The organism is Komagataeibacter sp. FNDCR2, from assembly GCF_021295395.1.
In the GTDB taxonomy this organism is placed as follows: Bacteria; Pseudomonadota; Alphaproteobacteria; order Acetobacterales; family Acetobacteraceae; genus Komagataeibacter.
The window spans coordinates 1,255,215-1,280,066 of record NZ_JAIWOU010000001.1 but is presented as its reverse complement, the minus strand read 5'-3'; the positions used below and the strand labels follow the sequence as shown (position 1 = coordinate 1,280,066).

At 66.2% G+C, this 24,852-nt stretch carries 24 protein-coding genes; 11 read left to right on the top strand and 13 right to left on the bottom strand.

The window, feature by feature from the left end:
- Positions 1–83: 83 nt before the first annotated feature.
- A complete protein-coding gene (gene rpsA / locus LDL28_RS06085; RefSeq protein WP_233057690.1) occupies positions 84–1,799 on the top strand; it encodes a 30S ribosomal protein S1 in 1,716 nt (571 codons plus the stop codon).
- A 273-nt stretch (positions 1,800–2,072) separates the two neighbouring features.
- On the opposite strand, the gene LDL28_RS06080 is transcribed toward rpsA, so the two are convergent.
- Complete coding sequence (locus tag LDL28_RS06080) at positions 2,073–4,754, bottom strand: pitrilysin family protein (RefSeq protein WP_233057689.1); 2,682 nt, start codon at positions 4,752–4,754, stop codon at positions 2,073–2,075.
- A gap of 85 nt (positions 4,755–4,839) precedes the next feature.
- Here LDL28_RS06080 and LDL28_RS06075 point away from each other — a divergent pair, with 85 nt between their 5' ends.
- Both LDL28_RS06075 and LDL28_RS06070 read left to right on the top strand, forming a co-directional pair.
- Entirely contained in the window at positions 4,840–6,012 is a 1,173-nt protein-coding gene (locus LDL28_RS06075; protein ID WP_233057687.1) for a serine hydrolase, read from the top strand.
- A gap of 45 nt (positions 6,013–6,057) precedes the next feature.
- Positions 6,058–6,579, top strand: coding sequence for a hypothetical protein (locus LDL28_RS06070; protein ID WP_233057685.1), 522 nt, complete (start codon positions 6,058–6,060; stop codon positions 6,577–6,579).
- Positions 6,580–6,597: 18 nt separating this feature from the next.
- Here the strand turns inward: LDL28_RS06070 and LDL28_RS06065 are convergent, their stop codons facing one another.
- From LDL28_RS06065 to LDL28_RS06030, 8 genes are all read right to left on the bottom strand, one after another.
- Positions 6,598–6,780, bottom strand: coding sequence for a DUF1674 domain-containing protein (locus LDL28_RS06065; RefSeq protein ID WP_025813579.1), 183 nt, complete (start codon positions 6,778–6,780; stop codon positions 6,598–6,600).
- A gap of 69 nt (positions 6,781–6,849) precedes the next feature.
- Positions 6,850–7,575, bottom strand: coding sequence for a c-type cytochrome biogenesis protein CcmI (gene ccmI / locus LDL28_RS06060; protein WP_233057683.1), 726 nt, complete (start codon positions 7,573–7,575; stop codon positions 6,850–6,852).
- A 1-nt stretch (position 7,576) separates the two neighbouring features.
- Positions 7,577–8,062 (bottom strand): cytochrome c-type biogenesis protein, encoded by a 486-nt coding sequence (locus tag LDL28_RS06055; protein ID WP_233057681.1) that lies wholly within the window; start codon positions 8,060–8,062, stop codon positions 7,577–7,579.
- The gene (locus LDL28_RS06050; protein WP_233057679.1) at positions 8,059–8,634 is read right to left on the bottom strand and encodes a DsbE family thiol:disulfide interchange protein; all 576 of its coding nucleotides are present in this window, start codon (positions 8,632–8,634) and stop codon (positions 8,059–8,061) included. Before LDL28_RS06050 ends, LDL28_RS06055 begins: the two co-directional genes overlap by 4 nt.
- Complete coding sequence (locus LDL28_RS06045) at positions 8,631–10,610, bottom strand: heme lyase CcmF/NrfE family subunit (protein ID WP_233057677.1); 1,980 nt, start codon at positions 10,608–10,610, stop codon at positions 8,631–8,633. The genes LDL28_RS06050 and LDL28_RS06045 overlap by 4 nt, the downstream gene beginning before the upstream one ends.
- A gap of 8 nt (positions 10,611–10,618) precedes the next feature.
- Positions 10,619–11,152: a cytochrome c maturation protein CcmE gene (gene ccmE, locus LDL28_RS06040; RefSeq protein WP_233057675.1), complete on the bottom strand. Its 534-nt coding sequence runs from the start codon at positions 11,150–11,152 to the stop codon at positions 10,619–10,621.
- Positions 11,149–11,298, bottom strand: coding sequence for a heme exporter protein CcmD (ccmD, locus tag LDL28_RS06035; RefSeq protein ID WP_233057673.1), 150 nt, complete (start codon positions 11,296–11,298; stop codon positions 11,149–11,151). Before ccmD ends, ccmE begins: the two co-directional genes overlap by 4 nt.
- The gene (locus tag LDL28_RS06030; protein ID WP_233057672.1) at positions 11,295–12,089 is read right to left on the bottom strand and encodes a heme ABC transporter permease; all 795 of its coding nucleotides are present in this window, start codon (positions 12,087–12,089) and stop codon (positions 11,295–11,297) included. Before LDL28_RS06030 ends, ccmD begins: the two co-directional genes overlap by 4 nt.
- A gap of 176 nt (positions 12,090–12,265) precedes the next feature.
- On the opposite strand from LDL28_RS06030, the gene LDL28_RS06025 reads away from it, so the two are divergent.
- The 3 genes from LDL28_RS06025 (at position 12,266) to LDL28_RS06015 (ending at position 14,015) form a co-directional block, all read left to right on the top strand.
- The gene (locus LDL28_RS06025; protein ID WP_233057671.1) at positions 12,266–12,559 is read left to right on the top strand and encodes a YciI family protein; all 294 of its coding nucleotides are present in this window, start codon (positions 12,266–12,268) and stop codon (positions 12,557–12,559) included.
- Between the two features lie 11 nt (positions 12,560–12,570).
- Positions 12,571–12,984 (top strand): EVE domain-containing protein, encoded by a 414-nt coding sequence (locus tag LDL28_RS06020; protein ID WP_233059209.1) that lies wholly within the window; start codon positions 12,571–12,573, stop codon positions 12,982–12,984.
- Positions 12,985–13,166: 182 nt separating this feature from the next.
- Positions 13,167–14,015, top strand: a complete 849-nt coding sequence (locus tag LDL28_RS06015) for an EcsC family protein (RefSeq protein ID WP_233057669.1) — start codon at positions 13,167–13,169, stop codon at positions 14,013–14,015.
- A 55-nt stretch (positions 14,016–14,070) separates the two neighbouring features.
- Here LDL28_RS06015 and LDL28_RS06010 read toward each other — a convergent pair whose 3' ends face one another.
- Together LDL28_RS06010 and LDL28_RS06005 are read right to left on the bottom strand one after the other, a co-directional pair.
- A complete protein-coding gene (locus LDL28_RS06010; RefSeq protein ID WP_233057667.1) occupies positions 14,071–14,259 on the bottom strand; it encodes a hypothetical protein in 189 nt (62 codons plus the stop codon).
- Positions 14,260–14,282: 23 nt separating this feature from the next.
- Positions 14,283–15,260, bottom strand: a complete 978-nt coding sequence (locus LDL28_RS06005; RefSeq protein WP_233057665.1) for a D-glycerate dehydrogenase — start codon at positions 15,258–15,260, stop codon at positions 14,283–14,285.
- An 85-nt stretch (positions 15,261–15,345) separates the two neighbouring features.
- On the opposite strand from LDL28_RS06005, the gene aat reads away from it, so the two are divergent.
- From aat to LDL28_RS05985, 4 genes are all read left to right on the top strand, one after another.
- Positions 15,346–16,023 carry a leucyl/phenylalanyl-tRNA--protein transferase gene (aat, locus tag LDL28_RS06000; RefSeq protein WP_233057663.1) on the top strand — a complete coding sequence of 226 codons (678 nt, stop codon included), beginning with the start codon at positions 15,346–15,348 and terminating at the stop codon, positions 16,021–16,023.
- Positions 16,024–16,073: 50 nt separating this feature from the next.
- Positions 16,074–16,763 (top strand): DUF4412 domain-containing protein, encoded by a 690-nt coding sequence (locus tag LDL28_RS05995; protein ID WP_233057661.1) that lies wholly within the window; start codon positions 16,074–16,076, stop codon positions 16,761–16,763.
- A 31-nt stretch (positions 16,764–16,794) separates the two neighbouring features.
- Complete coding sequence (locus LDL28_RS05990) at positions 16,795–17,388, top strand: hypothetical protein (RefSeq protein ID WP_233057659.1); 594 nt, start codon at positions 16,795–16,797, stop codon at positions 17,386–17,388.
- A gap of 128 nt (positions 17,389–17,516) precedes the next feature.
- The gene (locus LDL28_RS05985) at positions 17,517–17,810 is read left to right on the top strand and encodes a hypothetical protein (RefSeq protein WP_233057657.1); all 294 of its coding nucleotides are present in this window, start codon (positions 17,517–17,519) and stop codon (positions 17,808–17,810) included.
- A gap of 2 nt (positions 17,811–17,812) precedes the next feature.
- On the opposite strand, the gene LDL28_RS05980 is transcribed toward LDL28_RS05985, so the two are convergent.
- Together LDL28_RS05980 and LDL28_RS05975 are read right to left on the bottom strand one after the other, a co-directional pair.
- Complete coding sequence (locus LDL28_RS05980; protein WP_233057656.1) at positions 17,813–18,319, bottom strand: peroxiredoxin; 507 nt, start codon at positions 18,317–18,319, stop codon at positions 17,813–17,815.
- Positions 18,320–18,392: 73 nt separating this feature from the next.
- On the bottom strand, positions 18,393–21,458 hold the full coding sequence (locus LDL28_RS05975) for a bifunctional [glutamine synthetase] adenylyltransferase/[glutamine synthetase]-adenylyl-L-tyrosine phosphorylase (protein ID WP_233057654.1): 3,066 nt from the start codon (positions 21,456–21,458) through the stop codon (positions 18,393–18,395).
- Positions 21,459–21,523: 65 nt separating this feature from the next.
- Between LDL28_RS05975 and LDL28_RS05970 the strand changes: the two genes are divergently transcribed.
- Positions 21,524–24,850: a DUF3971 domain-containing protein gene (locus LDL28_RS05970; RefSeq protein ID WP_233057652.1), complete on the top strand. Its 3,327-nt coding sequence runs from the start codon at positions 21,524–21,526 to the stop codon at positions 24,848–24,850.
- The last annotated feature ends 2 nt before the right edge of the window (positions 24,851–24,852 follow it).

The window sequence follows — 24,852 nt, the reverse complement described above, 5'->3', positions numbered from 1 at the left end:
CATGCGCGGGGCTGGCGGGGGCGCAGGATTGTCCATCATCTCCCTGTCAGGTGAGATGTGGTTACAGGATTTACGAGTAGCCCATGGCTTCAGCCACAACACAGCCCGTCGCCGATTACAGGGGTGGCGAGGACTTTGCCTCCCTTCTTGAGGAAACTCTCGGTCGGGATTCCGCATTTGACGGTTCCGTCGTCACCGGTCGCGTTGTCCGCCTGACGGATGAATACGCGATCGTCGATGTCGGCCTGAAAAGCGAAGGGCGCGTCGCCCTGAAGGAATTCGGCCCGCCGGGTGTCGCCCCCGATGTCAAGCCGGGTGACGTGATCGAACTGTTCGTCGAACGGTACGAAGATCGTGACGGCTCCATCGTCCTGTCGCGCGAGAAGGCCCGCCGCGAGGAAGCCTGGTCGAACCTTGAAAAGGCGTTCGAAGGCAACCAGCGCGTCAACGGCACCATCTATGGCCGCGTCAAGGGTGGCTTCACCGTTGACCTCGGCGGCGCGATGGCCTTCCTGCCCGGCAGCCAGGTCGATATCCGCCCCGTGCGCGACGTGACCCCGCTGATGGGCGTGCCGCAGCCGTTCCAGATCCTGAAGATGGACCGTGCGCGTGGCAACATTGTCGTCTCGCGTCGCGCCGTGCTGGAAGAGACCCGTGCGGAACAGCGCAGCGAGCTGATCCAGGGCCTGAAGGAAGGCATGATCCTTGACGGCGTGGTCAAGAACATCACCGATTACGGTGCGTTCGTGGACCTGGGCGGCGTCGATGGCCTGCTGCATGTGACCGACATCGCATGGAAGCGCATCAACCACCCCTCCGAAGCGCTCCAGATCGGCCAGCCGGTCCGCGTGCAGGTCATCCGCTTCAACCCCGATACGCAGCGTATCTCGCTGGGCATGAAGCAGCTTGAGGCCGACCCGTGGGAGAACGTGGCGATCAAGTACCCGCCGGGCGCCCGCTATTCCGGTCGTGTCACGAACATCACCGATTACGGTGCGTTCGTGGAGCTGGAGCCGGGTGTCGAGGGTCTGGTGCACGTTTCCGAAATGTCCTGGACGAAGAAGAACGTCCATCCGGGCAAGATCGTCGCCACTTCGCAGGAAGTCGATGTGATGGTCCTGGATGTGGACAGCGCGAAGCGCCGCATCTCGCTGGGCCTGAAGCAGGTGCAGCGCAACCCGTGGGAGCAGTTCGCCGAGGAACACAAGGTTGGTTCCGTGGTGGAAGGCGAGATCCGCAACATCACCGAGTTCGGCCTGTTCATCGGCCTGTCCGCGGACATCGACGGCATGGTCCACATGTCCGACCTGTCCTGGGACGAGGCTGGCGAAGTCGCCATGAGCCACTACGAAAAGGGCCAGGTCGTGAAGGCCAAGGTTCTGGATGTGGACGTGGAGAAGGAGCGCATCTCGCTCGGTATCAAGCAGCTTCAGGAAGATCCGGCCGCTGATACCCTGAGCAAGGTGCAGAAGGGCGCGGTCGTGACCTGCATCGTCACCGCTGTTCAGTCGAACGGCATTGAGGTGAAGGTTGACGACGTCCTGACCGGCTTCATCCGCCGTGCGGAACTGGCCCGTGACAAGGCCGACCAGCGTCCGGAGCGTTTCGCCGTTGGTGAACGCGTCGATGCGAAGATCGTCTCGGTTGATCGCGCCGCGCGCAAGCTGGCCCTGACCATCCGTGGCCGTGAGGTCGAGGAAGACAAGCAGGCGATTTCCGACTACGGTTCGTCCGATAGCGGTGCGTCGCTGGGTGATATTCTGGGTGCCGCGATCCGTCGCCGTAACGCCGAGAGCTGATCCAGCCGGAACTCCAGCCTGCATATGCGGGCTGGAAGTCCTGCCACAAAGGGGCAATGCAGAAATGCATTGTCCCTTTTTTCATGATGCGACGGAGTGAAAAAATACCGTCCCGCAACCCTGTAACTTTGCCGCACAGGAAGAAGGGGGTAACCGGGCCATCCAGGGAAAGAGGCACGCCCATAACCACCCGGCAGGGCACAAGAAGTTTTCGGTGAAGCTTTTTTCAAAAAGCTTCAGGAAACGCCGGTTTATCTGGAAAACAGGTCAGCATTACGGTGCCGCAGGCGGTCCCTTGATGATCTGCGCCAGGTCGGCGGGCCGTATCCATTTGCGCATGGCGTCACGTATCGTGATGGCGTTCATGGTGTAATAGGCCTGTGCCGCAATGTCGTTCTGGTCCAGCGGCAGGTCGAGATCAGTGAAATGCAGGTAGGCCGCGGCAATGGTGTCGAGGCTTGCGGACTGCAGGGCAAGGCTGCGCAGCATCCCCGCACGCGCCATGGCCAGTTCATCCTCGCTGACCGGCTGGGCCTGCATCGCCATGATGTCATGCACGGCGGCCGTGCGCGCGGCGGCGACCTTGTCCGGATCCGCGCCGAAGGAAATGCTGTAGGCGCTGCGGTGGCGCTTCCATGTCAGGTGGCTGCGCACGGTATAGACATAGCCGGTACGCACCCGCAGGTCGCGATAAAGCCGGGACGAAAAACCGGAACCCAGAATCTCGTTGCCCATGTTGAGCGCGAAATGGTCGGGGTTGGCGACCGTCAGGGCAAGGCTTTCGGGCAGGGATACGCTGGCCTGCATGCTGGACGGATCGGGCACGCGCGTCATCCGCGCACGGCTGTCGGGCCGGGGGGGCAGGTCGACCACCGGGGTCGGGCCGGTGGCATGCCACGCGCCAAATGCGTGGCTGATCGTTGCATAGGCGGCATCGGGCGTAATATCGCCGGTAATGACGATTGTCGTCAGGTCAGGCCGGTAGGCCGCCGCCCAGAAGGCCCGGCAATCCGCCCAGGTCAGTTTCATGATCCGGGCGGGATCGGGCTTGCGGAGCGACGGGTCGCCTGGGGGCGAGACGGCGGCCTGCACGGCGCGCGTGAACAGGTAATCGGGTGAATGCAGCAGCCCGGACATGGAGGCGGCGGTATTGGCCCGCACAACCCTGAACGCGGCTTCAGGCAGGGCGGGATGCAGTTCGTTTTCCGCCAGCAGGTCCAGCCCCCGGGCAAAATCCGGTGTCAGCACACTCAGGCTGAAATCCGACCCCGCGCTTTCGGTGGCGGCAATATCATCAAACGCCTTTTGCAGCCCGATCCGGTCATGGGTGGTGCTGCCGTAGCGGAACAGCTCATCGGTAATATCGGCTATGCCTTCCTTGCCCGGCGGTTCCTGCATGTCCTCGTTCTGGCGGATCGTGCCATACAGGTTGATGGTATGGCTGACCGAAGCAGGGCGCACGATCAGCCGCAACCCGTTGGGCAGCGTGAAGGTGGCGGGCGCGCCCGCCGGCACGGGGGGATGGAGCGCAAGCAGGCTGTCATTGGCCCATTGCGGCAGGGTGACCGGATGGTCCGGCGCGCTGGCAAAGGATTCCGAGCCGCCAAACCCCTTGTCCGTGACCGGATGGCCGCCATCACGCGGGGTCAGGATGGCGGTGACGGATTGCTGGGGGTCAAGCACCTGCCGCGCCAGGCGGTTGACATCTTCCGGCGTGACGGCGGCATAGGCGGCGGCTTCGTCATCGGGCGATTGCAGGCCCATGATGGCCTGTGCTTCCGACCAGCTTTCCGCCAGTCCCGAAATACTGTTGGCGGCAAAGCCAAGCTGGGCCAGTTCCTTGCGCTTCGCGGCTTCGACCAGATCGGACGGCACGCCATTTTCGCGCAGCGTGCGCAGGATTTCCTTCATGCGCGCCTGTAACGGGGCGGGGGAGCCGCCGTTGGGAAACGCGGCGATGGCGATGCCGATGCCCGCATCCGCCTTGGTCACGAAATCGAAGCTGGCCAGCAGGGCACGCCCCTGCGGCACCAGTTCATACAATGCGCCGCGCTGGCTGGACAGGACATCGGCCAGTATGCGCGCAGCGGCGTAATCGTGGCTGTTCTGGCCCGGCATGCGGCTGGCGATGGCGACCAGCCCGACCGGGTAATCGGTAGGAAAACGCAGGGTCTGCGCATGGACGGGACCGGGGTGGATTTCAGGCCGGGGCGGTAGCCTGCGGGCCGGGATGGAGCCAAAGGCCGCACGGACCATGTCCAGCGTTTCGGTCGGGTCCACGGCGCCGGTTATGACCAGAATCGCGTTGTTGGGCGCATACCAGTCCCGGTAGAAGCGGCGCAGCATGGCCGTGTCGGTCCGGTCAAAGGATGCGCGCGTGCCCAGCGCATCATGGTCATAGGGCGTGCCCGCGAACAGGATGGATTGCAGCCGGGCCAGATAGACATAGCCGGGGCTGGACAGGTCGCGTGAGACTTCCTGCTCGATCGCGCCGCGTTCATGGGTCCAGTCTTCGGCCGCCAGGGTCAGGCCCTTCATGCGCAGGGCCTCGATATGAAGCAGCACATCCAGGTTTTCCACGGGCGCGGTATAGAAGAATTGCGTCACGTTTTCCGTGGTGTCGGCATTGTAACTGCCGCCCAGCCTGGCCCCGATGGCGGCCATCTGGTCACGATCCAGCCCATGGCTGCCACGGAACATCATATGTTCCAGCGCATGCGCCGTGCCGGGAAAACCCGCCGGGGCGGCGGCTGAGCCAGCAAGGTAGCTGATTTCGGTGCTGACGACGGGGGCCAGACGGTCGGGCACGATCACGACCCGCAACCCGTTGGAAAGCGTGGCCTGCACCGGCATTTCCCGCTGCGCCAGCGGCGTAGGCGGCAGGGTGGCCCCGAGGCAACTGCCACATAACAGAAGGGAGAGGCATAATGTCTTGGAAAACAGGCGTGCTATCATGCCCCGAGATTACGCTGCTTTGGCCGTGGCGGCCAGTTCCCGCGTTCTGGCCTGTCGCAAGGGTTATGCATAAAAGGATGGAAACATGTCTCCTGCCCCACTGGAAATGACGCGCATGCGTGAACGGGTCCGTCATGTCATGGATGGGGCGGTGGGGACGTCCCGGCTTGTCGGCGCCGTGGTGCTGGTGGCGGTGGAGGGCGAAGTGGTGGTAGCGGAAGCCGCCGGGCTGGCTGATCGCGAATCCCGCCGCCCCATGCGGGTCGATACGGTGTTCCGCCTTGCTTCCCTGACCAAGCCGGTCGTGACCGCCGTCACCCTTGCGCTGGCGGAGGACGGCGTGCTGGACCCGCACGCGCCGGTCAGTCGCTACCTGCCATATTTCCGGCCCTGCCTGCCTGATGGCGGGGCGTGCGAAATCACGCTGCACCAGTTGCTGACCCATACCAGCGGGCTGACCTATGGCTTCTCCTTCCCGCGTGATGACAACCCCTATACCCGTGCCGGTGTTTCGGACGGGATTGCGGAGCCGGGTCTGGCGCTTGCGGATAACCTGGCCCGTCTGGCCACGACGCGGCTGATCTTTCCACCGGGTCAGGGCTGGAGTTACTCACTGGGGCTGGATGTGATTGGCGGGGTGATTGAAAAGGCCACGGGCCTGTCCCTGTCCGATGCCGTGCGGCAGCATGTCGGCGCGCCGCTGGCATGGCGGGAAAGCGGCTTTGCGGTCAAAACACCGGAAAACCTTGCCGCCTGCTATGCCGATGCCCGGCCCGTGCCCCTGCGCATGGGGGCGCAGTACGTGCTGCCCCGCCTGCTGCCCGATGGCGGCACGGGGGAAATCCGCTTTGCGCCCGACCGGGTTTTAAACCCGGCATCCTATCCCTCGGGCGGGGCGGGCATGGTGGGCACGGCGGGTGAGTTCCTTGCGTTTATCGAAGCCGTGCGCAATGGCGGTGAGGGGATTCTCTCCCCCGCATCGGCCATGCTGTTTGGCCGTAACGCCATTGGGGATGTGGATATGGGAGCGCAGGCGCGCGGCCGCCGTTTCGGGTATGGCGGCGCGGTGATCATGGATCCCGCCGCCGCCGGCACGCCGCTTTGCGCGGGCAGTTTTACATGGGGGGGCGTGTACGGGCATCAATGGGCGGTGGACCGGGCGCGGGGCCTGAGTATTGTCATGCTGAGCAATACGGCGCTGGCGGGCATGGCGGGGGCCTACCCCGATGCGGTTGTCGCCGCGGTCTGCGCCGGGTAAGGCAGGGCATGCGCTGCGATGGATATGAAGAGGCTGGAAACTGTCATGTCATTTGGTGAACGCGTCAACCAGTTCGATGTCTGGCTGCTGGACCGGGTTTTCCAGCCATTTGCCGATGCGTTGCCTGAGCGCCTGCCCGCGATGGAGGTGGGCATGAGTTTTCAGGTCGGTTCGATCGTGCTTTCCGCAGCGTCCATTTCCGCCCTTCTGGTGCTGGAGGGCATGACGCTGAGCAACGTGATCACCAACCTGCTCGGCTGGTTTTTCGAGGTGATATTCTATATCGGCATCCACCGCCTGCGCGGTATGGTGCGGCCGGGCCACCTGAACCCGCTGCGCGGCATGCTGGCCGGCATGCGGCCCATTTCCATCCCGTTCGCGATCTATGCCTTCTATCAGGCGCTGACGGCGGAACGGGTGTACGAACTGGCGCTGTGGTTCAATTCCCTGTCGCAGCTTGTCTTCGTGGCCGGGATTTACCTCATCTCGTGCAACATGCCGCCGCCCGGCCATCGCGCCCGCCAGCAATCCTATGGGCGCGGGCCGCTGCCCAACGAACTTGGCTGAACGGCCTGCGCCGCGGGATCAGAAATCCACGCAGCGTCCCTTGACCGTCCAGTCGCCATAGCGGGTCGGCTCCGGTCCCTTGGGGCCACCGACCTCATCGGGTTCGGCAGGCTGTTTCAGCAGCGCGGCTTCCCGGGCCGCGGCGTCCTGCTGCCCTGTTTCGGCAGCCGGGGTGGGGGAGGGGGTCTTGTCAGTGCTCATGGATCCAGTTTCCGCCCACACGGGAACGTCAGGCAAGCCCAAAAGCCCCGTGGGCGGCCGGATAGCGCGTTATTGATGTTCGGACTGCGCGATACGCTGCTGCACGGTCATCCGCCATGGGGCATCCGCAGGGGCCGCGTCCAGCGCGCGGCGGTACAGATCCGCCGTTTCAGCCGAGATATGGCCCCCTTCGGCCATCATCTGCGCCTCGGCGGCACGGGCGGCGACTTCGGGGTCGAAACGCTGTTCGATCGCACTCCGCCAGGCCTGCGCGGCGGCGGCGTAATGGTCGCGGCCCGCTTCCGCCTGACCCAGCAGCACATAACCCTGGAACAGGCTGGGATCACCCGGCGGGATCAGTTTCAACTGTTCGCGCAGCCGGTCGATGATCGCGTCATTGCGATGATCCTCCTTCTGGATGGCCGCAAGGCGCGGGGCCAGCGGCTGGGCTGGCAGGGAAGGATGACCCACGGCCAGGTACAGCGCGATGGCGGCAACGGGCAGGCCCGCCAGGCTGGCGATGATCGTACCCGTGGACGCACCTTTTTTTCGCGCCTCGGGGGTGGGCAGGCTGTCCACGCCCAGCAGGCGGCGCTGGATTTCCAGACGTGCGCTGTCATGCTCGGATGCTGCGATCATGCCTTCGTTCAGGTCGCGTTCCAGCTCCGCCAACTGGGCCTGATGCAGCGCGAGCGCGGATTTACGTTCATCACGCAGCAACGTGGTGCGCCGCAGGGAAAGCAGGGCAGGCAGCAATGCGATCGCGCCAAGCAGGCAGATACCAATCCAGATCATGTCACTCTCGGCGTGTTCGGGTCAGGTCGGACAGGCGGCGGCGTTCCTCATCCGTCAGGGGCTGGGGGGGGACAATGGATTTACGCAGCGTCCACCACGCCACCCCGATGCCCAGACCCAGCGCCAGCAGCGGCATGACCCACAAAAGCAGGGTACCCAGCGTAAGCGGCGGGCGCAGGCGGATGAAGTTGCCATAGCGGCTTACCATCCAGTCCATGATCTGGTGGTCGCTTTCCCCCTTCGCCACATGCTCGCGCACCACATGGCGCAGGTCACGGGCCAGGTCGGCGCTGCTGTCCTCGATGGATTCGTTCTGGCAGACGAGACAGCGCAACTGGGCGCCAATGGCCTCGGCGCGCTGTTCCTGCGTCGGGTCGGGCAGCATTTCGGACGGGTCATCCACCGCCATCGCCACCATGGGGGCGAAAAGCAGGCAGGCCAGCACCGCCATCACGCCGGCCCGGCGGAAGGAGAACAGGGTTGTCATGGCTTCAGGCTGTCCGCCAGCGGCAGGATCGTATTGGTAATCATGGCCTCGGTAATGGGAGAGGCCGTATGCCAGCGGATCACGCCCCCCGGCCCGATCAGGAAGGTTTCAGGCACACCGGACACCCCCCAGTCGATCGCGGCCAGCCCGTCATGGTCGGCGGCGATGCGGGCATAGGGATTGCCCGCGCGCTGCACGAACCCCAGCGCATGTTCGGGCTTGTCCTTGTACGCGATGCCCCATATCGGCAGGCGCTCCTTCAGCCCGTTCAGCACCGGCATTTCCGCCACGCAGGGAATGCACCACGATGCGAAATAATTGACCAGAACCGGCGTTTTCAGCCCGCGTAGGTCCTGCGCGGAAAACCCGGTTCCCGGCGCCTGATCGGGCAGCGAGAAGTCCGGCACCGGGCGGTCGAGCACCGGGGCGTGAATGTCATGCGGGTCGAACGATCCGTGCGACATGCCCGAAAGCATACGCCAGAACCCGACGCCAGCCCCGGCGGCGACAACCAGCGGGGCCGCCATGAGCACACGCCGCCGCGTGGGGGAGGAAGGGGACGGAGCGTTCATCGTGCCACCATCATGTCAGCCGTCTTCGCCCGGCGCGGCGCGCCCACGCGCACCCGCCGGTCGGAAAGGGAAAGCGCGCCGCCAAACGCCATGACCAGCCCCCCCAGCCACATCCACGGGGCCAGCGGGTTGTAATGCAGCCGCAGCACATAGGTGGGGTCGGCATCGCTGCCATGCCTGTCGCCCAGCACGCCGTAGATGTCGGCCATGAGATTGGTATGGATCGCCACTTCCGTCGTGGTCTGGTGCTGGCTGGGAAACGTGCGTTTGGATGGGTGGAGCGTGGTGACCAGCCTGCCATCGTGGCGTACCTCGATGGTGGCGACCAGCGCGGTGTAATTGGGGCCCTGCGCGGGGTGGACCTCGGTCAGGGTCCAGCTATCGCCCGCCAGCATCTCGCTCTGGCCGACGCGCACCTCCACAATGCGGTGCGCGGCCTGCGACATGCCCGCAATGCCCAGCACCGTAATGCCGACACCCGCATGGGCGATCGCTGCGCCAAACACCGCGCGCGGCAGGCCACGGGCGCGCTGCCAGCTCTGCGCAAGCGGCTGGCGGAACAGGCGCAGGCGATTGACAATATCGGCCACGCTGCTCGCGATCACCCACACCGCCCCCGCACTGGCCAGCGCCGGCAGGATTTCACGCATCCGGAAGGTCGCGACGGCCAGCGCCAGCAGTGACAGGCACGCCGCCCACCACAGGCGGCGCAGCACCGGCCACATCTGCGCGCGTTTCCACGGCACCATCGGGCCAAACCCCATGAACACCATAAGCGGGATGGCCAGCGGAATGGTCGTGGCGTCGAAGAAGGGCTTGCCAACGGAAATGGTCTTGCCAAACAGCAGCGACATGAAGGGCGGATACATCGTGCCCGTCAGCACCACCGCGCAGATGGAACACAGCAGGATGTTGTTCAGCACCAGCAGCCCCTCCCGCGAGAGGGGGGCGAACAGCCCGCCGGTGGTGAGCTGGGGCGCGCGGATGGCGAACAGCAGCAGCGAACCGCCAATCACCACCGCCAGCAGGCCCAGTATGAACACGCCGCGCGCGGGATCATTGGCAAAGGCATGCACGGAATTGAGAATGCCCGAACGCACCAGGAAGGTGCCGGAAAGCGAGAACGAGAAGGTGCCGATGGCCAGCAGCACGGTCCAGATCTTCAGCGCCTCGCGCTTTTCCACCACGATGGCGGAATGCACCAGCGCGGTTCCCGTCAGCCACGGGATGAGGGAGGCGTTTTCCACCGGATCCCAGAACCAGTAGCCCCCCCAGCCCAGCACGTAGTACGACCACCACGACCCCATGGCGATGCCGCAGGTCAGAAAGCACCATGCCGCCACCGCCCATGGCCGCACCCACCGGCCCCATGCCGCGTCCACCCGCCCCTCCATCAGGGCGGCGATGGCGAAGGCGAAGGGCACGGCAAAGCCGACATAGCCGGTGTAGAGAATGGGCGGGTGGAAGGCGAGGCCGGGATCCTGCAGCAGCGGGTTCATCCCCTGCCCATCCAGCGGCGCGGGCCAGACGCGGGCGAACGGGTTGGACGTGGTCAGGCAGAACAGTTCGAACCCCGCCGCCACGCCGCCCAGCACGGCAATGACGCGCGCCTGCAGGGCGGTGGGCAGGTTGCGCCCGAACAGCGCCACGGCGCCGCCACATACCGACAGGATCAGCGCCCATAACAGCACCGAGCCTTCATGGTTACCCCATACGCCCGTGATCTTGTACAGCAGCGGCTTGCTGACCGCGCTGTTGGCGGCCACGTTCTGCACCGAAAAATCGTTGGTGATGGCGGCGTGGATCAGGCAGGCAAACGACGTGAGCAGGGCCAGCATCTGCCCCACCGCCAGCGCGGGGGCCAGCGCCATGAGGCGAGCGTCACGCCGGTTCGCGCCGATCAGCGGCAGGGTGGCCTGTCCGGCGGCCATGCAGCAGGCCAGCGCCAGCGCAAAATTTCCAAGTTCCGGGTTCATCGCGGATGTCAGTTTCCGTCAGGTGTCGGGGTGGCCGGTTTTTTCGCGGCGTCCGCGGCGGTCATGGTGTTCCAGCTCGCGGCGTCGGGCGCCTTGCCGAAGCGGGGATCCCACTTGCCGCTGCGGCGCAGTTCCTCGGCCACTTCCTTGGGCATGTAGGTCTCGTCGTGCTTGGCCAGGACCTCACTCGCGCGGAACGTGCCGTCATGGTTGACGGTGCCCACGGCCACCACGCTCTGCCCCTCACGGAACAGGTCGGGAAGGATACCTTCGTAACGCACGGTCACGGCGGCCTGTCCGTCGGTCACGTCGAATATGGCGACGGGAGAATTCTTGACCGTTTCACGCCGCACGCTGCCCGCCACCACCATGCCGCCAAGGCGGATCGTGCGGTCGGGCGGCGGCGCCTTCGCGCGCACCTGTGAGGGCGCCATAAAGAACACGATATTGGATGAAAAGGCATTGAGGGTCAGGGCGGCGGCGGATCCAAGCCCGATCATGCACGCAATCACCAGCCACAGGCGTCGGCTCTTGCGGGTCATGACGGCTGGCGTGTCCGGCCGGGCTGTTCAATGGCGGCCAGACGTGCGCGCGCCCGGCGCAGCCGGAGCGCGGCATTGACCGACAGGATCATGGCGACGCCAATGGTCAGGCCGTAGGCGGCCACGATATAGGGCAGATGGGTCATCGGGCGGTACCGTCATGCTGGGGGGCGGACTGGCGGCCCCGGTTGGCGGCCAGGATCGTGCGCACGCGGCTTTCCATCACGGCGGCGCGCAGGCGGGCCAGCACGATCGCGCCAAAGCCCAGCGTGAAGCCCAGCGTGGTCAGCCCGAGCGGCCACAGCATGGAGGTGGACATGGTCGGCGCGCCGGTCACGGTGATGCTGTCGGGCTGGTGCAGGGTGTTCCACCACTGCACGCTGAATTTGATGATGGGCAGGTCAATGGCCCCGGCCAGCCCCAGAATGGCGGCGGCCCGGTAGCCACGCTGCGGTTCGTCGAACGCGCGGATCAGCGCGATATGGCCCAGATACAGGAAAAACAGCACCAGGACCGAGGTCAGCCGTGCATCCCATACCCACCACGTACCCCACATCGGCTTGCCCCAGAGCGAGCCGGTGGCAAGGCATACGGCCGTGATGGCCGCGCCCACCGGCCCGATCTCAACCGCCGCCAGATCCGCCAGCGGGTGCCGCCAGACAAGCGACAGCACGGAGCAGATGGCAATGCCCATGTAACCGGAAGATGCCAGCCATGCGGTCGGCACATGCACGTACATGATGCGCACGCTGTCGCCCTGCTGCCAGTCGGCGGGGGAGAAGAACAGCCCCCACGCGATCCCGGCGGCGGACAGGATCAGGGCGGGCCATGTCAGCCATGGCTGCAGCCGTGCCCCCATGCGCAGGAAACGCCCCGGATTGGCATAGCGGTGGAAAAGGTTGCCGGTTCGTGCGGTCAGGCTTTGCGTTGCGTTCAAGGTTGATCCATCCGTGCCGGGGGTCGTGTCCCTGCGATGAAAACGGTCGAGAAAAATCATACCATGGCCCGCTGTCGGGTAGGGGCTGGCGTTTTGCTGCTCTACACTATCGCGTTAAAAAAGACACGGCCAGTCCTGTCCCATCATGGTACGGTCCCGCCCAAGGAGGAGAAAACATGCTGTTCGCCATCGTTTGCACGGATAAACCCGGCTGCTTTGAAACCCGCAAGGCCACGCGTGAACGCCATCTGGCCTATCTTGAGCGGTGGAAACAGCATCTGGTGCATGGTGGCCCGCTGCTGGACGCGGAAAACCGCCCCTGTGGCAGCCTGCTGGTGGTCGATGTGGCCGACCGCGCCGCGGCCGAGGGCTTCGCGGCGGAAGACCCGTACGCCAAGGTGGAACTGTTCGAGAGCGTCGTGATCCGCCCGTTCCGTTCAGTTTTTCGTGATTGCATGCGGGTGGAGTGAAAAAGACGGTCATGGCCTACTGGCTGATCAAGTCCGAGCCGGACGCCTTTTCATGGTCCGAGCAGGTTGCAAACGGCGTGGAACCCTGGACGGGCGTGCGCAACCACCAGGCGAAAAAGAACCTCGCCGCCATGGCGGTGGGGGACCGGGCCTTTTTCTATCATTCCAATGTGGGGCGTGAGATCGTGGGTGTGGTCGAGGTGGCGTGCGCCGCCTACCCGGACCCCACGGCGGATGACGGCAGATGGGTCTGCGTGGATGTACGCGCCATCGGCCCCATGCCGCGCCCGGTCACGCTCGCGGCCATCAAGGCCGATCCCGCGCTGGCGGATCTGGCGCTGGTCCGTCAGTCGCGGCTGTCCGTCGTGCCGGTTTCGGACGCGCACTGGCGGCATCTATGCGCGATGGGCGGCTGGAACAGCTAATGGCGGCAGGCGTTTCATGCCAGCAGGTACGGTGATGCGCATTGCAAGACGGGCATCATGGTGCTGAAACGGTGGGAACTGCCGCATGGGCGTAGCGACCGGCCCCCACATGCATCCCGTCACGACGGGGCGCGGGCGGGCCGGTCCGGACTGTTACGGAAGATCAGGCGAAGGGCATTGTAATGAGTGCAGGTTCCTCAAACGAACTGGCACCGCTGACGCTGGACAGCGCGTGTATTACCGAACTCCAGCAGGCGCTGGAACGGGTCGAGACGGGGCGCGGCGTGCTGGTGCGCCTTGCCGACCTCATGGGCGGCGCGGTGGGGCAGGCGGCCATGCTGGGCATGCGCACGCTCGGTCTGGCGCCCGCCCTTCAGGCCCGCCTGCAATCCGCGACGGAGACGGCCATCTCGCGCGCGTTCAACATCGCCGTCATCGGCATGGACCGCCCGCACGATGTCTCGGCCACGCCGGGCGGCGGGACCACGTGGCGGGATCCGGCGGTCAGGGCGGCGGTGACCGTATCGGGCGCCGTGGGCGGCTTTACCGGCCTGCCCGGGCTGGTGGCCGATGTGAGCTTCACCACGCTGACCATCATGCGGGAGATCGCCCGCATCGCCCGTGAACAGGGCGAGGATCTTTCACGCGAAGACGCGCGCGCCGCCTGTCTGGAGGTTTTCGCCCTGCGGGCCTTCCCGTTCGGGGGCAAGGCCACAGGGCCGGGGGAAGATAGCGAGCTTGGTTATTTCTCGGCCCGCGCCATGCTGCGTGGCCGCCCCGTCATCATGCTGGTCAGCGAGGTCGCGACCCATTACGGGCTGGGCCTGTCACGCAAATTCGCATTGCAGATGATGCCGGTGGCCGGTGCGCTGTGCGGGGCCTCGCTCAACGCGGCGTTCCTGTCCCATTACCGCGCCGTGGCGCAGGCGCATTTCACCATCCGGCGGCTTGAGCGTGAATACGGGCCGGAAGTCCGCCGCACGGCGGCGGATCTCAAGGCCCATGCGGCGGCACAGGCCAGCGAAGGCTGACGAACGCCACGGCAGGGATTGATTTTGCCATCCCTGCCTGCCTGCGGATCAGGCCCTATTCCTTCGCGCCCGGCACGGGGCGCGCGGGCCTGAGGGTGCTCAGGAACTCAAGCAGCACGCTGCCCAGCGCGAATATGACGTAAAATCCCGTCAACGTGCGCCATGCGCCGCCCATATGGGGCGCCACCCCCTGAAGGATGAGGGTGGTCAGCGCGAACAGGGCGAAAACACCCGGTGGTCCCATGGCCGTCACTCCTTCTGGCCGGATCAGGCGCTGACGGGGGTGGGGGCCGCGCGACCGTTCAGCACGGCTTCCACGTTATCGACCGCCAGCATGCCCATGTCGGTGCGCGTCTCGACGGTAGCGCTTCCCACATGGGGGGTCAGGAACACGTTGGGCAGTTCCAGGAAGCGCGGGTCGGGATTGGGCTCGTTGCGGAAGACATCCAGCCCTGCCGCGCCAAGCTGGCCGCTACGCAGGGCGGCGATCAGCGCGTCCTCGTCCACCAGCGCGCCGCGTGCCGCATTGACGAAAATGGCTCCGCGCGGCAGGCGGCCCAGCAGGTCGGCGTTGATCATGCCATCCGTCTGCGGGCTGGCGGGCAGGTGCAGGGTCAGGATATCGCAATGCGGCAGCATGTCGGTCAGGGTGCCGAAATAGGTCGCTCCCGCTTCCTGGTCGGCGGGCAGGCGGCGGCGGTTGGAATACATCACCTTCATATCGAACCCGCGCGCGCGGCGGGCCACGGCCCGGCCGATGCGGCCCATGCCCACGATACCCAGCCGCTTGCCGCTTATGCGCGTGCCCAGCATTTCATCCATGGCCAGCCCACGCCCCCACCCCGCGCGCATGAGGGTGGTGTATTCCCCCGCGCGCCGGGCGGCCGCCAGCATGAGCAGGAGCGCGAGGTCGGCATTGCATTCGGTCAGCACATCGGGCGTGTTGGTGACGATGATGCCACGGGCATGCAGGGCCGGAATATCCAGATGGTCGGTGCCGACGCTGACGGTGGCCACCACCTTCACGCTGTCGGGCAACTGGGCCACGTCATCGCCGCGCAGTGGCAGGCCGGTCGCGGTCATGATGGCCTGCGGCTGGAACGCGCGCGCCATGTCCAGCAGTTCGCGGCTCGTCAGCTTGTGGTCCGGCACGGGGGATATGTTAAAACTCTGTTCGATGCGCTGCATGACGGGGCCGGTCTGGCGCTGGACCAGCAGCAGGCGGGGACGGGACGTAGGGGACATGGAAGGTGATTTCTCCTGCCGGGAAACGGGGCCATGGCATGATGGCCATGGCTGAAAATGCATGTGAAAGGGTTATCCGAAGAACATGACGGGTCAAGAGACGGTTCCCCTTACGCCGGAACTTATGCTGGCCGCCTACAGGGGCGGCCTGTTCCCCATGGCGCCCGACGCGCGCTCCGATGAACTGGAATGGTTCTGTCCCGAATGGCGCGGCATCCTGCCGCTGGATGGCTTCCACCTTTCGCGGCGGCTTATGCGCACCGTGCTTTCCCCCCGTTTTACCGTGGTGACGGACCGGGATTTTCCCGCCGTCATGGATGGCTGCGCCGAACCCGCGCCGGGGCGCGAGAAGACATGGATCAGCCCGCGCATACGTGACCTGTTCTGCCAGCTTCACACCATGGGCTGCGCCCATAGCGTGGAATCCTGGCATGAGGGCAGGCTGGTGGGCGGCCTGTATGGCGTGGCGATCGGGCAGGCCTTTTTTGGGGAGAGCATGTTCAGCCGCATGCGCGATGCGTCCAAGGTGGCGCTGGTGCATCTGGTGGCCCGGCTGCGCCTGGGCGGGTTTACCCTGCTCGATACGCAGTTCGGCACCGAGCATCTTGCCAGTTTTGGCGGAACCGAAATTCCGGTAGGCCAGTACATGCGGCTGCTGCGCCACGCGGTGGAGCAAAAGGCCCGGTGGATTGGAAATGACAGCGCGACGGAACTGGATGGCGCGATCCGCGCCCTGCGCGCGGCGGAGGGCGCGGGCGGTTGACAGCCCCGCCGATGCAGGGTTCCGTACGGGCAGGTATGAGGAAGAACGTAATGAAGCATGCAACGGCCCGGCCCGGACACAGGCGGACAGGAAAGGGCAGGGGGCCGTTGGGCATGATGGCGGCGCTGCTGGCCGTGGCGTCGGGATGTGGCGCGGCCATGGCGCAGGACGCCTCCACCATCCACCCGCCGCTTACCCCCACACGCGATGTGCAGGTGGATTACAACGTGCAGCCCGATGGCGTGCCCGAACCCAAGGCCGTGCGCACATGGTTCGCGTATAATGGCGGGCTCATGCGAATCGATAGCCCGCAGGGCATGGGCGAGACGATTCTCAACCGCATGAGCCGCCAGGTCACCATCATCATCAATACACAGAAGGTGTACAGCCAGCTCGATGCTCGCTATGGCATCCGCAATCCCTTCCTGCTCGACCTGTCCATGACATTCGCGCGCAAGGGAAGCGCCACGGTGGCGGGCGTGGCCTGCACGCAGTGGGATGTCACCACCGACCAGGGCGGCGCCACCGCCTGCGTGACCGAGGACGGCGTGGTGCTGCAGGAAATCGGGGTGGATGGTGACGGGCTGCGGGGGCGGCTGGAGGCGACGAAGGTGGTTTACGGCCCGATCCCCGACAGCATGTTCCAGCCCCCGGCGGGTTACCGCAGGATTGATCCGCCCCCACCGCCCGGCGCGCCCCGCACCGCCGCGCCAAAGGCCACGGACCCCAATGGCGGCTGAACCCGCCGCATGATTTGAAGGATCGCATGAAGTGACACGATTTGCGCATGCAGGCGCCCACGCCCTGCTGGCGGCCTGCCTGTTGGCGGGGGGCGCGCGCCACGCGCGCGCCGCAACGGAGGAGACGCCCTACGTCACCCCGCAGAACGATGTGGATGTGACCTACACCATCTATCCGCCCCATGACACGCGTGAGGTCATGACACAGCGCATGCGCTGGTCCAGCGGGCGGATGATGCAGCGTGTCGATCCCGGTAACGCCAGCACCTACATGATTACCGATTACCACGCGGGCACGCTCACGGTCGTCAATGCCGACCAGAAGGTACGGACCGTCATTCCCGCCCCCGGCGCGGCCAATGTGCAGATGGGGCAGCGCGCACAGGGAAACTGGCTGCGCACGGGTGTCTCCACCGTGGCGGGAACGCCCTGCACCCTGTGGCAGACACAGGATACCGACCAGCGCCCCAGCGAGATCTGCTACACCGATGATGGCGTGATGCTGGAGGTGATCCGCGATGGCAGGGCCATGGTGGAAGCCACATCCCTGACCCGCGCGCCGCAGGCGGACAGCGTGTTCGCCATTCCCTCCGGCCTGAAGGAACTGCGCGCGGCCCATCCGTGATGCGCCCTGCCGCTTTGTGGCGTGAAAAGGGCGATGCCTGCCCGTAAATCGCCATGCCCGCCCTGTTAAACCTGTTCCGGCAGGGGCCGGATACCGGCCCGGACCAAGACAGGAGCAGGAAAACGGTCATGAGGAATATCGGGCGGATTGCAGCGGGAATTGCCGTCCTGGCCGGGCTTGCGGCCACCACGCCGGGCGCGCAGGCCCATGGTCGCGGCGGGGGCGACGCGCTGGTTGGCGGCCTGGTGGGCGGGCTCGTCGGCGGGGTGATCGGCGGGGCGATGGTCGAAAGTTATGGCCCACCGCCGCCGCCCGTCTATTACCGTCCCCCGCCGCCGGTCGCCTATTATGCGCCGCCGCCCCCACCCCCGCCGGTTGTGGTTTACGGACCCTATGGCGGTCCGGGCCGTCCCTATTACTGAGTTCAGTCCGTAGTACCCGCCCGTAGCGTCAGGGCCATGATGGCCTTGCGCACGGCGGCGACATGATTGGTGACCTTCACCTTGCGCCATGATTCGACAAGGCGGCCCGCCGCGTCGATGAGGAAGGTCGCGCGTTCGATACCCATGTATTTGCGGCCGTACATGGATTTTTCCACCCACACGCCATAGGCCTCCGTCACCTTGCCGTCGGCGTCCGAGGCAAGGGGAAAGGTCAGCGCGTGGTCGGCGGCGAATTTCTCGATCGCGGGCATCCCGTCGCGTGAGACACCGATGACACTCACGCCATCCTTCTGCAGGTCGGCCAGCGCGGCCTGGAATTCGCAGGCTTCCTTGGTGCAGCCCGACGTGTTGGCCTTGGGGTAGAAATACAGCACGAAGGGCTGGCCCCGCAGGGCGCCAAGGCTGACCGTGCGCCCATGGCTCGCGGGCATGGTGAAATCGGGAACGGCGCTGCCGGGTTCGGGGAAAGGGGGAGTGGCCTGACTCATGACCTGCCTTGCTGATCTGTCCGCATGCGGTGTGTGGCCCGTGGCCCCGCATGCGTGGTTATGGGGTGCGCGATCATGCAATGCTTTGGGGTGGTGGGGAACTCCCCTGCGGCGTCATGGGGGCGGATATGTCCGTAATGGGCGGGATCAGGCGGTCGAATACGGCGGTGACCCGCGCGGCCATCCGGTCCATGAGCCCGAGCAGGCTGGTGGCGTCGCCTACGCCAAATTCCCCGGTCAGGATTTCAAGGCTGGCAGCGGGCATGGTGTCGGGTACGTCGCTGCCGCATATGATCCGGATCAGCCCCTGCAACGAACGCCAGAACAGGTCCGCCCGGCGCAGCAGCCGGGCATCGGCCATGTCGAGCACACCGGCCCGCGCCATGCGCAACAGCGCAAGCCGGGTGGACTGGCTGCGGGTGGCGGCCGTGGCGTCGGTCAGTTGCAGCCCCTGCGCGATGAATTCCACATCCATCAACCCGCCCCGGCGGCGCTTGATGTCCCACGGGCTGGTGGCTGGATATTCCCGCGCCAGCCGTTCGCGCATGTGGCGCACGTCATGCACGATCCGCGCGCGGTCATGTTCCGTCAGCGGGCCATGGTCGAGCGCGGTGGCGATGGCCTGGCGCAGTTCGGCCGCAAGCGGTGGCGGCCCCGCCACCACGCGCGCGCGGGTCAGGGCCATGCGTTCCCATGTCCACGCGGATTCCGCATGGTAGCGGCGAAAGGCGGAGAGCGAGACCGCGACCGGCCCCTTCGACCCCGAGGGGCGCAGCCGCATGTCCACCTCATACAGCGGGCCTTCGCGCCCCGGCGCGGTCAGGGCCGCGATGAAGGCATGCGCCAGCCGCACGAAATAGGTTCCCGCCGCAAGGGGCCGCGCGCGCAGCCCGTCCGCGGGCGCGGTGGCGGGCACGACGCTTTCCCCCGCGTCGGACGGGTGGTCGAAGACCAGCATGAGATCAAGGTCGGAGCCGGGCATCATTTCATGCGATCCGGCCTTGCCCAGCGCCATGACCGCCATCGCCCCCCCCGGCACGACACCGTGGCGGCGTTTATGCTCGGTGCTGACCACGCGCAGCAGGCCACGCATCACCGTCTCGGCCATGGCGCTGCGCGCGCGGGCGGCGGTATCCTCGTTCATCCGGTGTTCGAGGCGGGCGACGGACAGGCGGAATTCCTCGCCACAGACCAGTCCGCGCAGCACCGGCAGCACCTGTTCGGCCGAGCGCGCGCTCATGACATGCCGCCGCACCAGCGCGGTTGTCGTGCCCAGCGTGCCGGGGCCGCCATCCATGTCCAGCAGCCCGTCCAGCGCCGAAGGGGTCTGGGCCAGATGGTCGGCCAGGAACGGGGCGCAGTCCAGCACGGTCACGATGCGGTGGATCAGCGCGGGGTTGCGCTCCAGCAGCGACAGGAACTGCACCCCCGCCCATTGCCGTTCCAGCAGGGCGTCGAAGCGGCGCAGCACGGCCAGTGGCTGCTGGCGCGCGCCGATTTCGGTCATGATGGTGGGCAGCAGCCTGCGCAGCAGCTTGCGTGCCCGGTCGGAGCGCAGCGCGCGCAGGCGGTTGCCTTCCCACCGGTTCAGGATTTGCAGCGCGTCGGTAATGTCGGCGGGGGGGAAGCCATGGTCGCGCAGCCGGTCGGCGGCATCGGCGTCCTCGGGGGCGATGGTAATGTCCTGCGGGCCGCTTTCGGCGAATTGCTGGTCGAAAATGCGGCGCGAACACTGCATGACCGACAGCATGCCGCAGGCGAGTTCGCCGGGGTCGGCGGCAAGCATGAAGGTGGCGAAACGCGCGAATCCGTCCTGGCTGTCGGGCAGGGTGTGGGTCTGGTGGTCCAGGCGCATCTGGAGCCGGTGTTCGGCCTGACGCAGCATGCGGTAATTGCGGGCCAGTGTTGCGGTCCGGGCACGATCGAGCAGCCCGGCGCGGCGCAGCCTGCGCAGCGCGCCGATGGTGGTGGGATCGCGCAGTTCGGGCCGCCTGCCGCCCCATACCAGTTGCAGCGCCTGCACGACGAATTCCACCTCCCGTATGCCGCCCTGTCCCAGCTTGACGTTCTGCCCCAGCAGCCAGCGGGTCGCGGCTTCGGGGTCATGGACATGTTCGGGGGGCAGGCTGTCCAGATCGGCATGGCCCGCGTTACGGTGGCGGTCTATTCGTGCTTTCATGTCATGGAGATCGTCAATCACCGCGAAATCAAGATGGCGCCGCCATATGAACGGATGAATGCTTTTGAGAAAACGGCGCCCCGCCGTGATGTCCCCCGCCACGGGGCGCGCCTTGGTCATGGCGGCGCGTTCCCATGTGCGGCCCATGCTTTCGTAGTACTGGATGGCGGCGGGAAAGGACACGGCGGCGGGCGTCGCCGCCGGGTCCGGCCGCAGCCGCAGGTCCATGCGGAAAACGTAGCCATTCGCATCCCGCGCTTCCATCAGGGTGACAAGATCGCTAGTCATGCGCACAAAGATATGTCGCAATTCCGTATTCGCGGGGTGGCGGTCCGGGTCATACAGGATGATCAGGTCGATATCCGAGGAGTAGTTCAGTTCCCGCGCGCCCAGCTTCCCCATTGCCAGAACCACGAAGCCGCTGCCACGGCACGGGGTTTCGGGATTACGCAGGCGCAGCCGCCCGGTCTCATGCGCGTGCGCCAGCAGATGCCTGACCGCGGCCCCCAGGGCGTTTTCGGCCAGCAGGCTCAGCGCCAGCGTGACCTGGTCCAGCGTCCATACACCGCCAATATCCGCCAGCGCGATGGCCAGTCCCGCCTGCCGCTTGGCCACGCGCAGGGCAGCCATGATTTCAGCGCGCGGCGTATCGGGCGCCAGCGCCTCAAGCCCCGCCAGGATCGCCCGCAGGTGCGTGTCCACCCCATCGGTCAGAAGCGCCACGAAGGCCTGCGTGTCACGCAGCGCCAGATCGGACAGGTAGGGGCTGTTTCCGCCCAGCGCGTCGATCAGGCCCACGGTCTCGGGCATGGCCGTGACGTCGGGCAGGCTGGCGCGCGCGCAGGCATCATGCAGGTTTTCGCGCAGGATGCGGGCCGCCCGGGTGTCGGCCGGGTGGGGCCATGTGCCGCCCCGCCAGGACGGATGCAGCGTGAAAACGGGTGTCGCGGGCATGTCCATGGGCAAGGGTCCGGCAGAATTCTGGAAAGTCACGCATATCCATGCGATGGTGTAGCGTGGACGGTATGACGGAAACAGGTCAACCCACCCCGGGGGGAGCATCGCGCCCCCGTGCGACCCGCGTGCGCCGCGCGGTCATGGCGGCGGGACGGGTGGTGGTCTGGCTGGTGCTGCTGTGTATCACGCTGCCCGCCATCGCGCTGCTGGTTCTGACACTGCGTCTTTCCGCCGGGCCGCTTGACGTAACCCCGGCCGTGCGGCTGCTCATGCCCATCCCGGTCGCGCACGGGCTCAGGCATGACGATATTCTGGGCGGGCTTTCGGCGGCGCATGTGCGGGTGGGCTGGAACGCCCTGCATGAAGGGCTGCGCGCCCCGCTAGTCATATGGGTGGAGGATGTGCGCATCCAGCGCAACAACGGCGCGCTGGTCGATACGCTGCGGCGGGGGCGCATCACGCTGGACAGCCCGGCGCTGGTGCATGGCAGCGTGCGTATCATCGAACTTTCCGCCGCGCATGGCAGGCTCCGGCTGGCCCGGGGGCTGGATGGCAAATTCGGTCTCGATCTCGGGCCGGGCACGCCCTATCCCTCAACGGGGGCGCAGGAGCCCTCTCCCGTGGACCTGACCGAGATCCGGCAGGCCGTCATATCGGACACCCGGGTCACACTGACCGACCGCGCGAGTGGACGGGTCTGGCGGTTGGGGGAAGCGGATGCCCGCCTGAAGATCGTGACCGATTCCGGGCAGAAGGGCGTGACGGGCGATATCCGCCTCGGGCTTGAAGGCAATGGGGAGCGGCTTGTCCTGCATGGATCGGGCGAGCGTGTCAGCCCGCAGCATGTGGACTGGACGCTGCTTCTGGATCCGATCAGCCCCGCCGCCTTCGCGCCGGGGCAGAAGGAGGTCGCGCCGCTTGGCCTGCCGGTGGGCGGCAGGCTGCATGTGGCGTTCCGCAATGGCGGGGTTGACTGGCCTTACCTCATGCCGCGTGAATTCACGCTGCATCTCAATGCCGGCAACGGGCAGGTCACGACACGCAAGGCCGGGCAGTTCCTTGTGGGGGAAGGGGAGGCCGACCTGTCGGGCACGCTGGGGCCCGGCCCGGCGAAGGCGCCCTTTGATGGTCCGCTGCACGTCGCGCTGCATAATCTCGTCCTGCGCCTGCGCGCGCCGGGGCACCCCACCGATGATGGCAGCGGGCCGACGCTGCACGCGACGGCGGATCTCGGTTCCGCATCCCTGCTGCACCCCGCCACGGTCGCGCTGAACGTGGCGGCGCGGGCGCAGTCGCTGGATTTCGCGTCGCTGGGTGATTTCTGGCCCCCCCGCGCCATGAAGGGCGCGCGTCGCTGGGTCACGCAGAACATAACCCAGGGCCATGTGGCGCTGTTGCAGGTCAATATGGGGCTGGCCAGCCATGGTGGGTGGAACGGGCTGGATCTCGTCTCGCTGGGCGGGACGATCGATGCCGACCAGATGGAGCTGCACTGGCTGCGGCCGATCCCGCCCATGCACGACATGGACGCCCACCTGACGTTCGATGGCCCGAACGAGATGATGATCCATTTCGGCCATGCCTACCAGCTTGCCGACCTGGCCGACCGGCATGTCGATGCGACGGGCACGGGGCGGATCGAGGTCGGCCCCGGCTCCATGCGCATCACCGGCCTGAACCAGAAGGTGCAGCAGGGGGACATCAACGTCACCCTGATGGGCAATGTGCGCGATGTGCTGGCGCTGCTGGCCGAGCCACGGCTGAACGTGCTCTCCCGCCACCCCATGTCGTTTACGCACCCGTCGGGCCGGGCCAATGTGTCGCTGCATATCGCGCTGCCGCTTGACGCCCATGTCAAACCCGACCAGATCGACCTGCGCAGCCATGCCGACCTGGGGCAGGTGCATCTGGGCAATGTGGTGGTGGGCCGACCGCTGGATAACGGCAGCCTTGGCATTGACGCCACCATGAACGGGCTGCTGCTGCAGGGCAGGGGCGTGCTGGCGGGCATCCCGTCCACCGTGATCTACACCATGGATTTCCGTAGCGGCCCGATGGTCCACGCGGTGGAAAGCGCCAGCCTGCAGGGCCGCGTCACGCCGGAGGGGGTGAAGCGTGCGGGTTTCGAGATGGGTGAGCATTTTGCCGGCAGCGCGCTGCTGGATGTCGATTATGACCGCTATGCGGGCGGTCGGGCGCAGGTCGATATTGATCTGGATCTGGATCGCGCGGCGCTGGCCATACCCATCTGGTCCAAGAAGCCGGGGCAGGAGGCCAATGCCTCCGTCGAGCTTGATCTGGACCATGGCAGGATCACCAGCATCGAGAATATCCGCGCCGTTGGTCCCGACCTGCTGATCGACGGTCATGCCGAGACAGCGGGCGGAATGGCGCGCAGGCTGATCCTGCGTGGCTTCCGGGTGGGCCGGTCGGTGGGCAATGCCTCGGTCCTGCTGCCGCTGCGCGAGAATGACCCGATCGGCGTCAATGTCGCGGCCCGGGTGCTGGATCTGTCGCCGCTCGTCTCGTTCCAGACCACGGCGGATGCAAGGGCGACGAACACCGGCGCGGCAACCACGCAGGGCGGCTATCACGTGCCCGAAATGGCGAGCGGGCGCATCCGCGGCGAGCCGGGGCGGAACTGGAACCTCAATGTCGATGCCCGCACCCTGTATTACGGCCCGACCGATACGCTGACCAACGTCCACAGCCATATGGAAACCAGTGGCGGCCGGCTGATGCGCGGCGTGCTGACGGTTGAAGGCCCGGTCGCCGCGAGCGCGCGCATCACGCCGCAGGGCAATACCCGCCTGCTGGACGTGCATCTGGCCAGTCTGGGTGACCTGTTGCGCAACATGAAGGTGACGGACGAGATGCAGGGCGGTGTGACCGACATCAAGGGCAGCTTTGATGACAGCGTGGCCACCGCACCCTTCTCAGGCACGGTGAATATGGGCGCGTTCACGCTGCGTAATGTGCCCGCCGTGGTCCGGCTGGCCAATAATGCCTCCATTTACGGCTGGCTGCGCGCGCCGCATGCGCCCAGCATGGAGATCGAGCAGTTGAGCGCGCCGGTCAAGATGGATGAAGGCGATATCCATATCTCCGACGGGCTGGTCAGCAACGCGTCCCTTGGGGCGACGGTATCGGGCGATGTCAATCTGGAAAAGAAGACGCTCAACCTTGATGGCACGATCATTCCGGCCTTCGCGGTCAATGCCGCGCCCGGCCACCTGCCCGGCCTGCTGGGCTGGCTGTTCAGCCCCGAAAAGAATGGCGGCGTCGTGTCAGCCACCTATCAGGTCACGGGCCCGATGGATAACCCCGCCGTGCATGTCAACCCCTACGCCATGCTGCTGCCGGGCTTCCTGCGCAACCTCATGCATGTTCATTGAAC

Excerpts from the sequence above, each read along its gene's own strand:
- rpsA (WP_233057690.1), top strand. The coding sequence starts at position 84 with ATGGCTTCAGCCACAACACAGCCCGTCGCCGATTACAGGGGTGGCGAG.
- LDL28_RS06015 (WP_233057669.1), top strand. The coding sequence starts at position 13,167 with ATGAGTGCAGGTTCCTCAAACGAACTGGCACCGCTGACGCTGGACAGC.
- LDL28_RS06010 (WP_233057667.1), bottom strand. The coding sequence starts at position 14,259 with ATGGGACCACCGGGTGTTTTCGCCCTGTTCGCGCTGACCACCCTCATC.
- LDL28_RS06050 (WP_233057679.1), bottom strand. The coding sequence starts at position 8,634 with ATGAACGCTCCGTCCCCTTCCTCCCCCACGCGGCGGCGTGTGCTCATG.
- ccmE (WP_233057675.1), bottom strand. The coding sequence starts at position 11,152 with ATGACCCGCAAGAGCCGACGCCTGTGGCTGGTGATTGCGTGCATGATC.
- LDL28_RS06055 (WP_233057681.1), bottom strand. The coding sequence starts at position 8,062 with ATGACAACCCTGTTCTCCTTCCGCCGGGCCGGCGTGATGGCGGTGCTG.
- LDL28_RS06065 (WP_025813579.1), bottom strand. The coding sequence starts at position 6,780 with ATGAGCACTGACAAGACCCCCTCCCCCACCCCGGCTGCCGAAACAGGG.
- LDL28_RS06080 (WP_233057689.1), bottom strand. The coding sequence starts at position 4,754 with ATGATAGCACGCCTGTTTTCCAAGACATTATGCCTCTCCCTTCTGTTA.
- LDL28_RS05995 (WP_233057661.1), top strand. The coding sequence starts at position 16,074 with ATGAAGCATGCAACGGCCCGGCCCGGACACAGGCGGACAGGAAAGGGC.
- aat (WP_233057663.1), top strand. The coding sequence starts at position 15,346 with ATGACGGGTCAAGAGACGGTTCCCCTTACGCCGGAACTTATGCTGGCC.
- LDL28_RS05980 (WP_233057656.1), bottom strand. The coding sequence starts at position 18,319 with ATGAGTCAGGCCACTCCCCCTTTCCCCGAACCCGGCAGCGCCGTTCCC.
- LDL28_RS06025 (WP_233057671.1), top strand. The coding sequence starts at position 12,266 with ATGCTGTTCGCCATCGTTTGCACGGATAAACCCGGCTGCTTTGAAACC.
- LDL28_RS05985 (WP_233057657.1), top strand. The coding sequence starts at position 17,517 with ATGAGGAATATCGGGCGGATTGCAGCGGGAATTGCCGTCCTGGCCGGG.
- LDL28_RS05970 (WP_233057652.1), top strand. The coding sequence starts at position 21,524 with ATGACGGAAACAGGTCAACCCACCCCGGGGGGAGCATCGCGCCCCCGT.
- LDL28_RS06070 (WP_233057685.1), top strand. The coding sequence starts at position 6,058 with ATGTCATTTGGTGAACGCGTCAACCAGTTCGATGTCTGGCTGCTGGAC.
- LDL28_RS06045 (WP_233057677.1), bottom strand. The coding sequence starts at position 10,610 with ATGAACCCGGAACTTGGAAATTTTGCGCTGGCGCTGGCCTGCTGCATG.
- LDL28_RS06020 (WP_233059209.1), top strand. The coding sequence starts at position 12,571 with ATGGCCTACTGGCTGATCAAGTCCGAGCCGGACGCCTTTTCATGGTCC.
- ccmD (WP_233057673.1), bottom strand. The coding sequence starts at position 11,298 with ATGACCCATCTGCCCTATATCGTGGCCGCCTACGGCCTGACCATTGGC.
- LDL28_RS05975 (WP_233057654.1), bottom strand. The coding sequence starts at position 21,458 with ATGGACATGCCCGCGACACCCGTTTTCACGCTGCATCCGTCCTGGCGG.
- LDL28_RS06075 (WP_233057687.1), top strand. The coding sequence starts at position 4,840 with ATGTCTCCTGCCCCACTGGAAATGACGCGCATGCGTGAACGGGTCCGT.
- ccmI (WP_233057683.1), bottom strand. The coding sequence starts at position 7,575 with ATGATCTGGATTGGTATCTGCCTGCTTGGCGCGATCGCATTGCTGCCT.
- LDL28_RS06005 (WP_233057665.1), bottom strand. The coding sequence starts at position 15,260 with ATGTCCCCTACGTCCCGTCCCCGCCTGCTGCTGGTCCAGCGCCAGACC.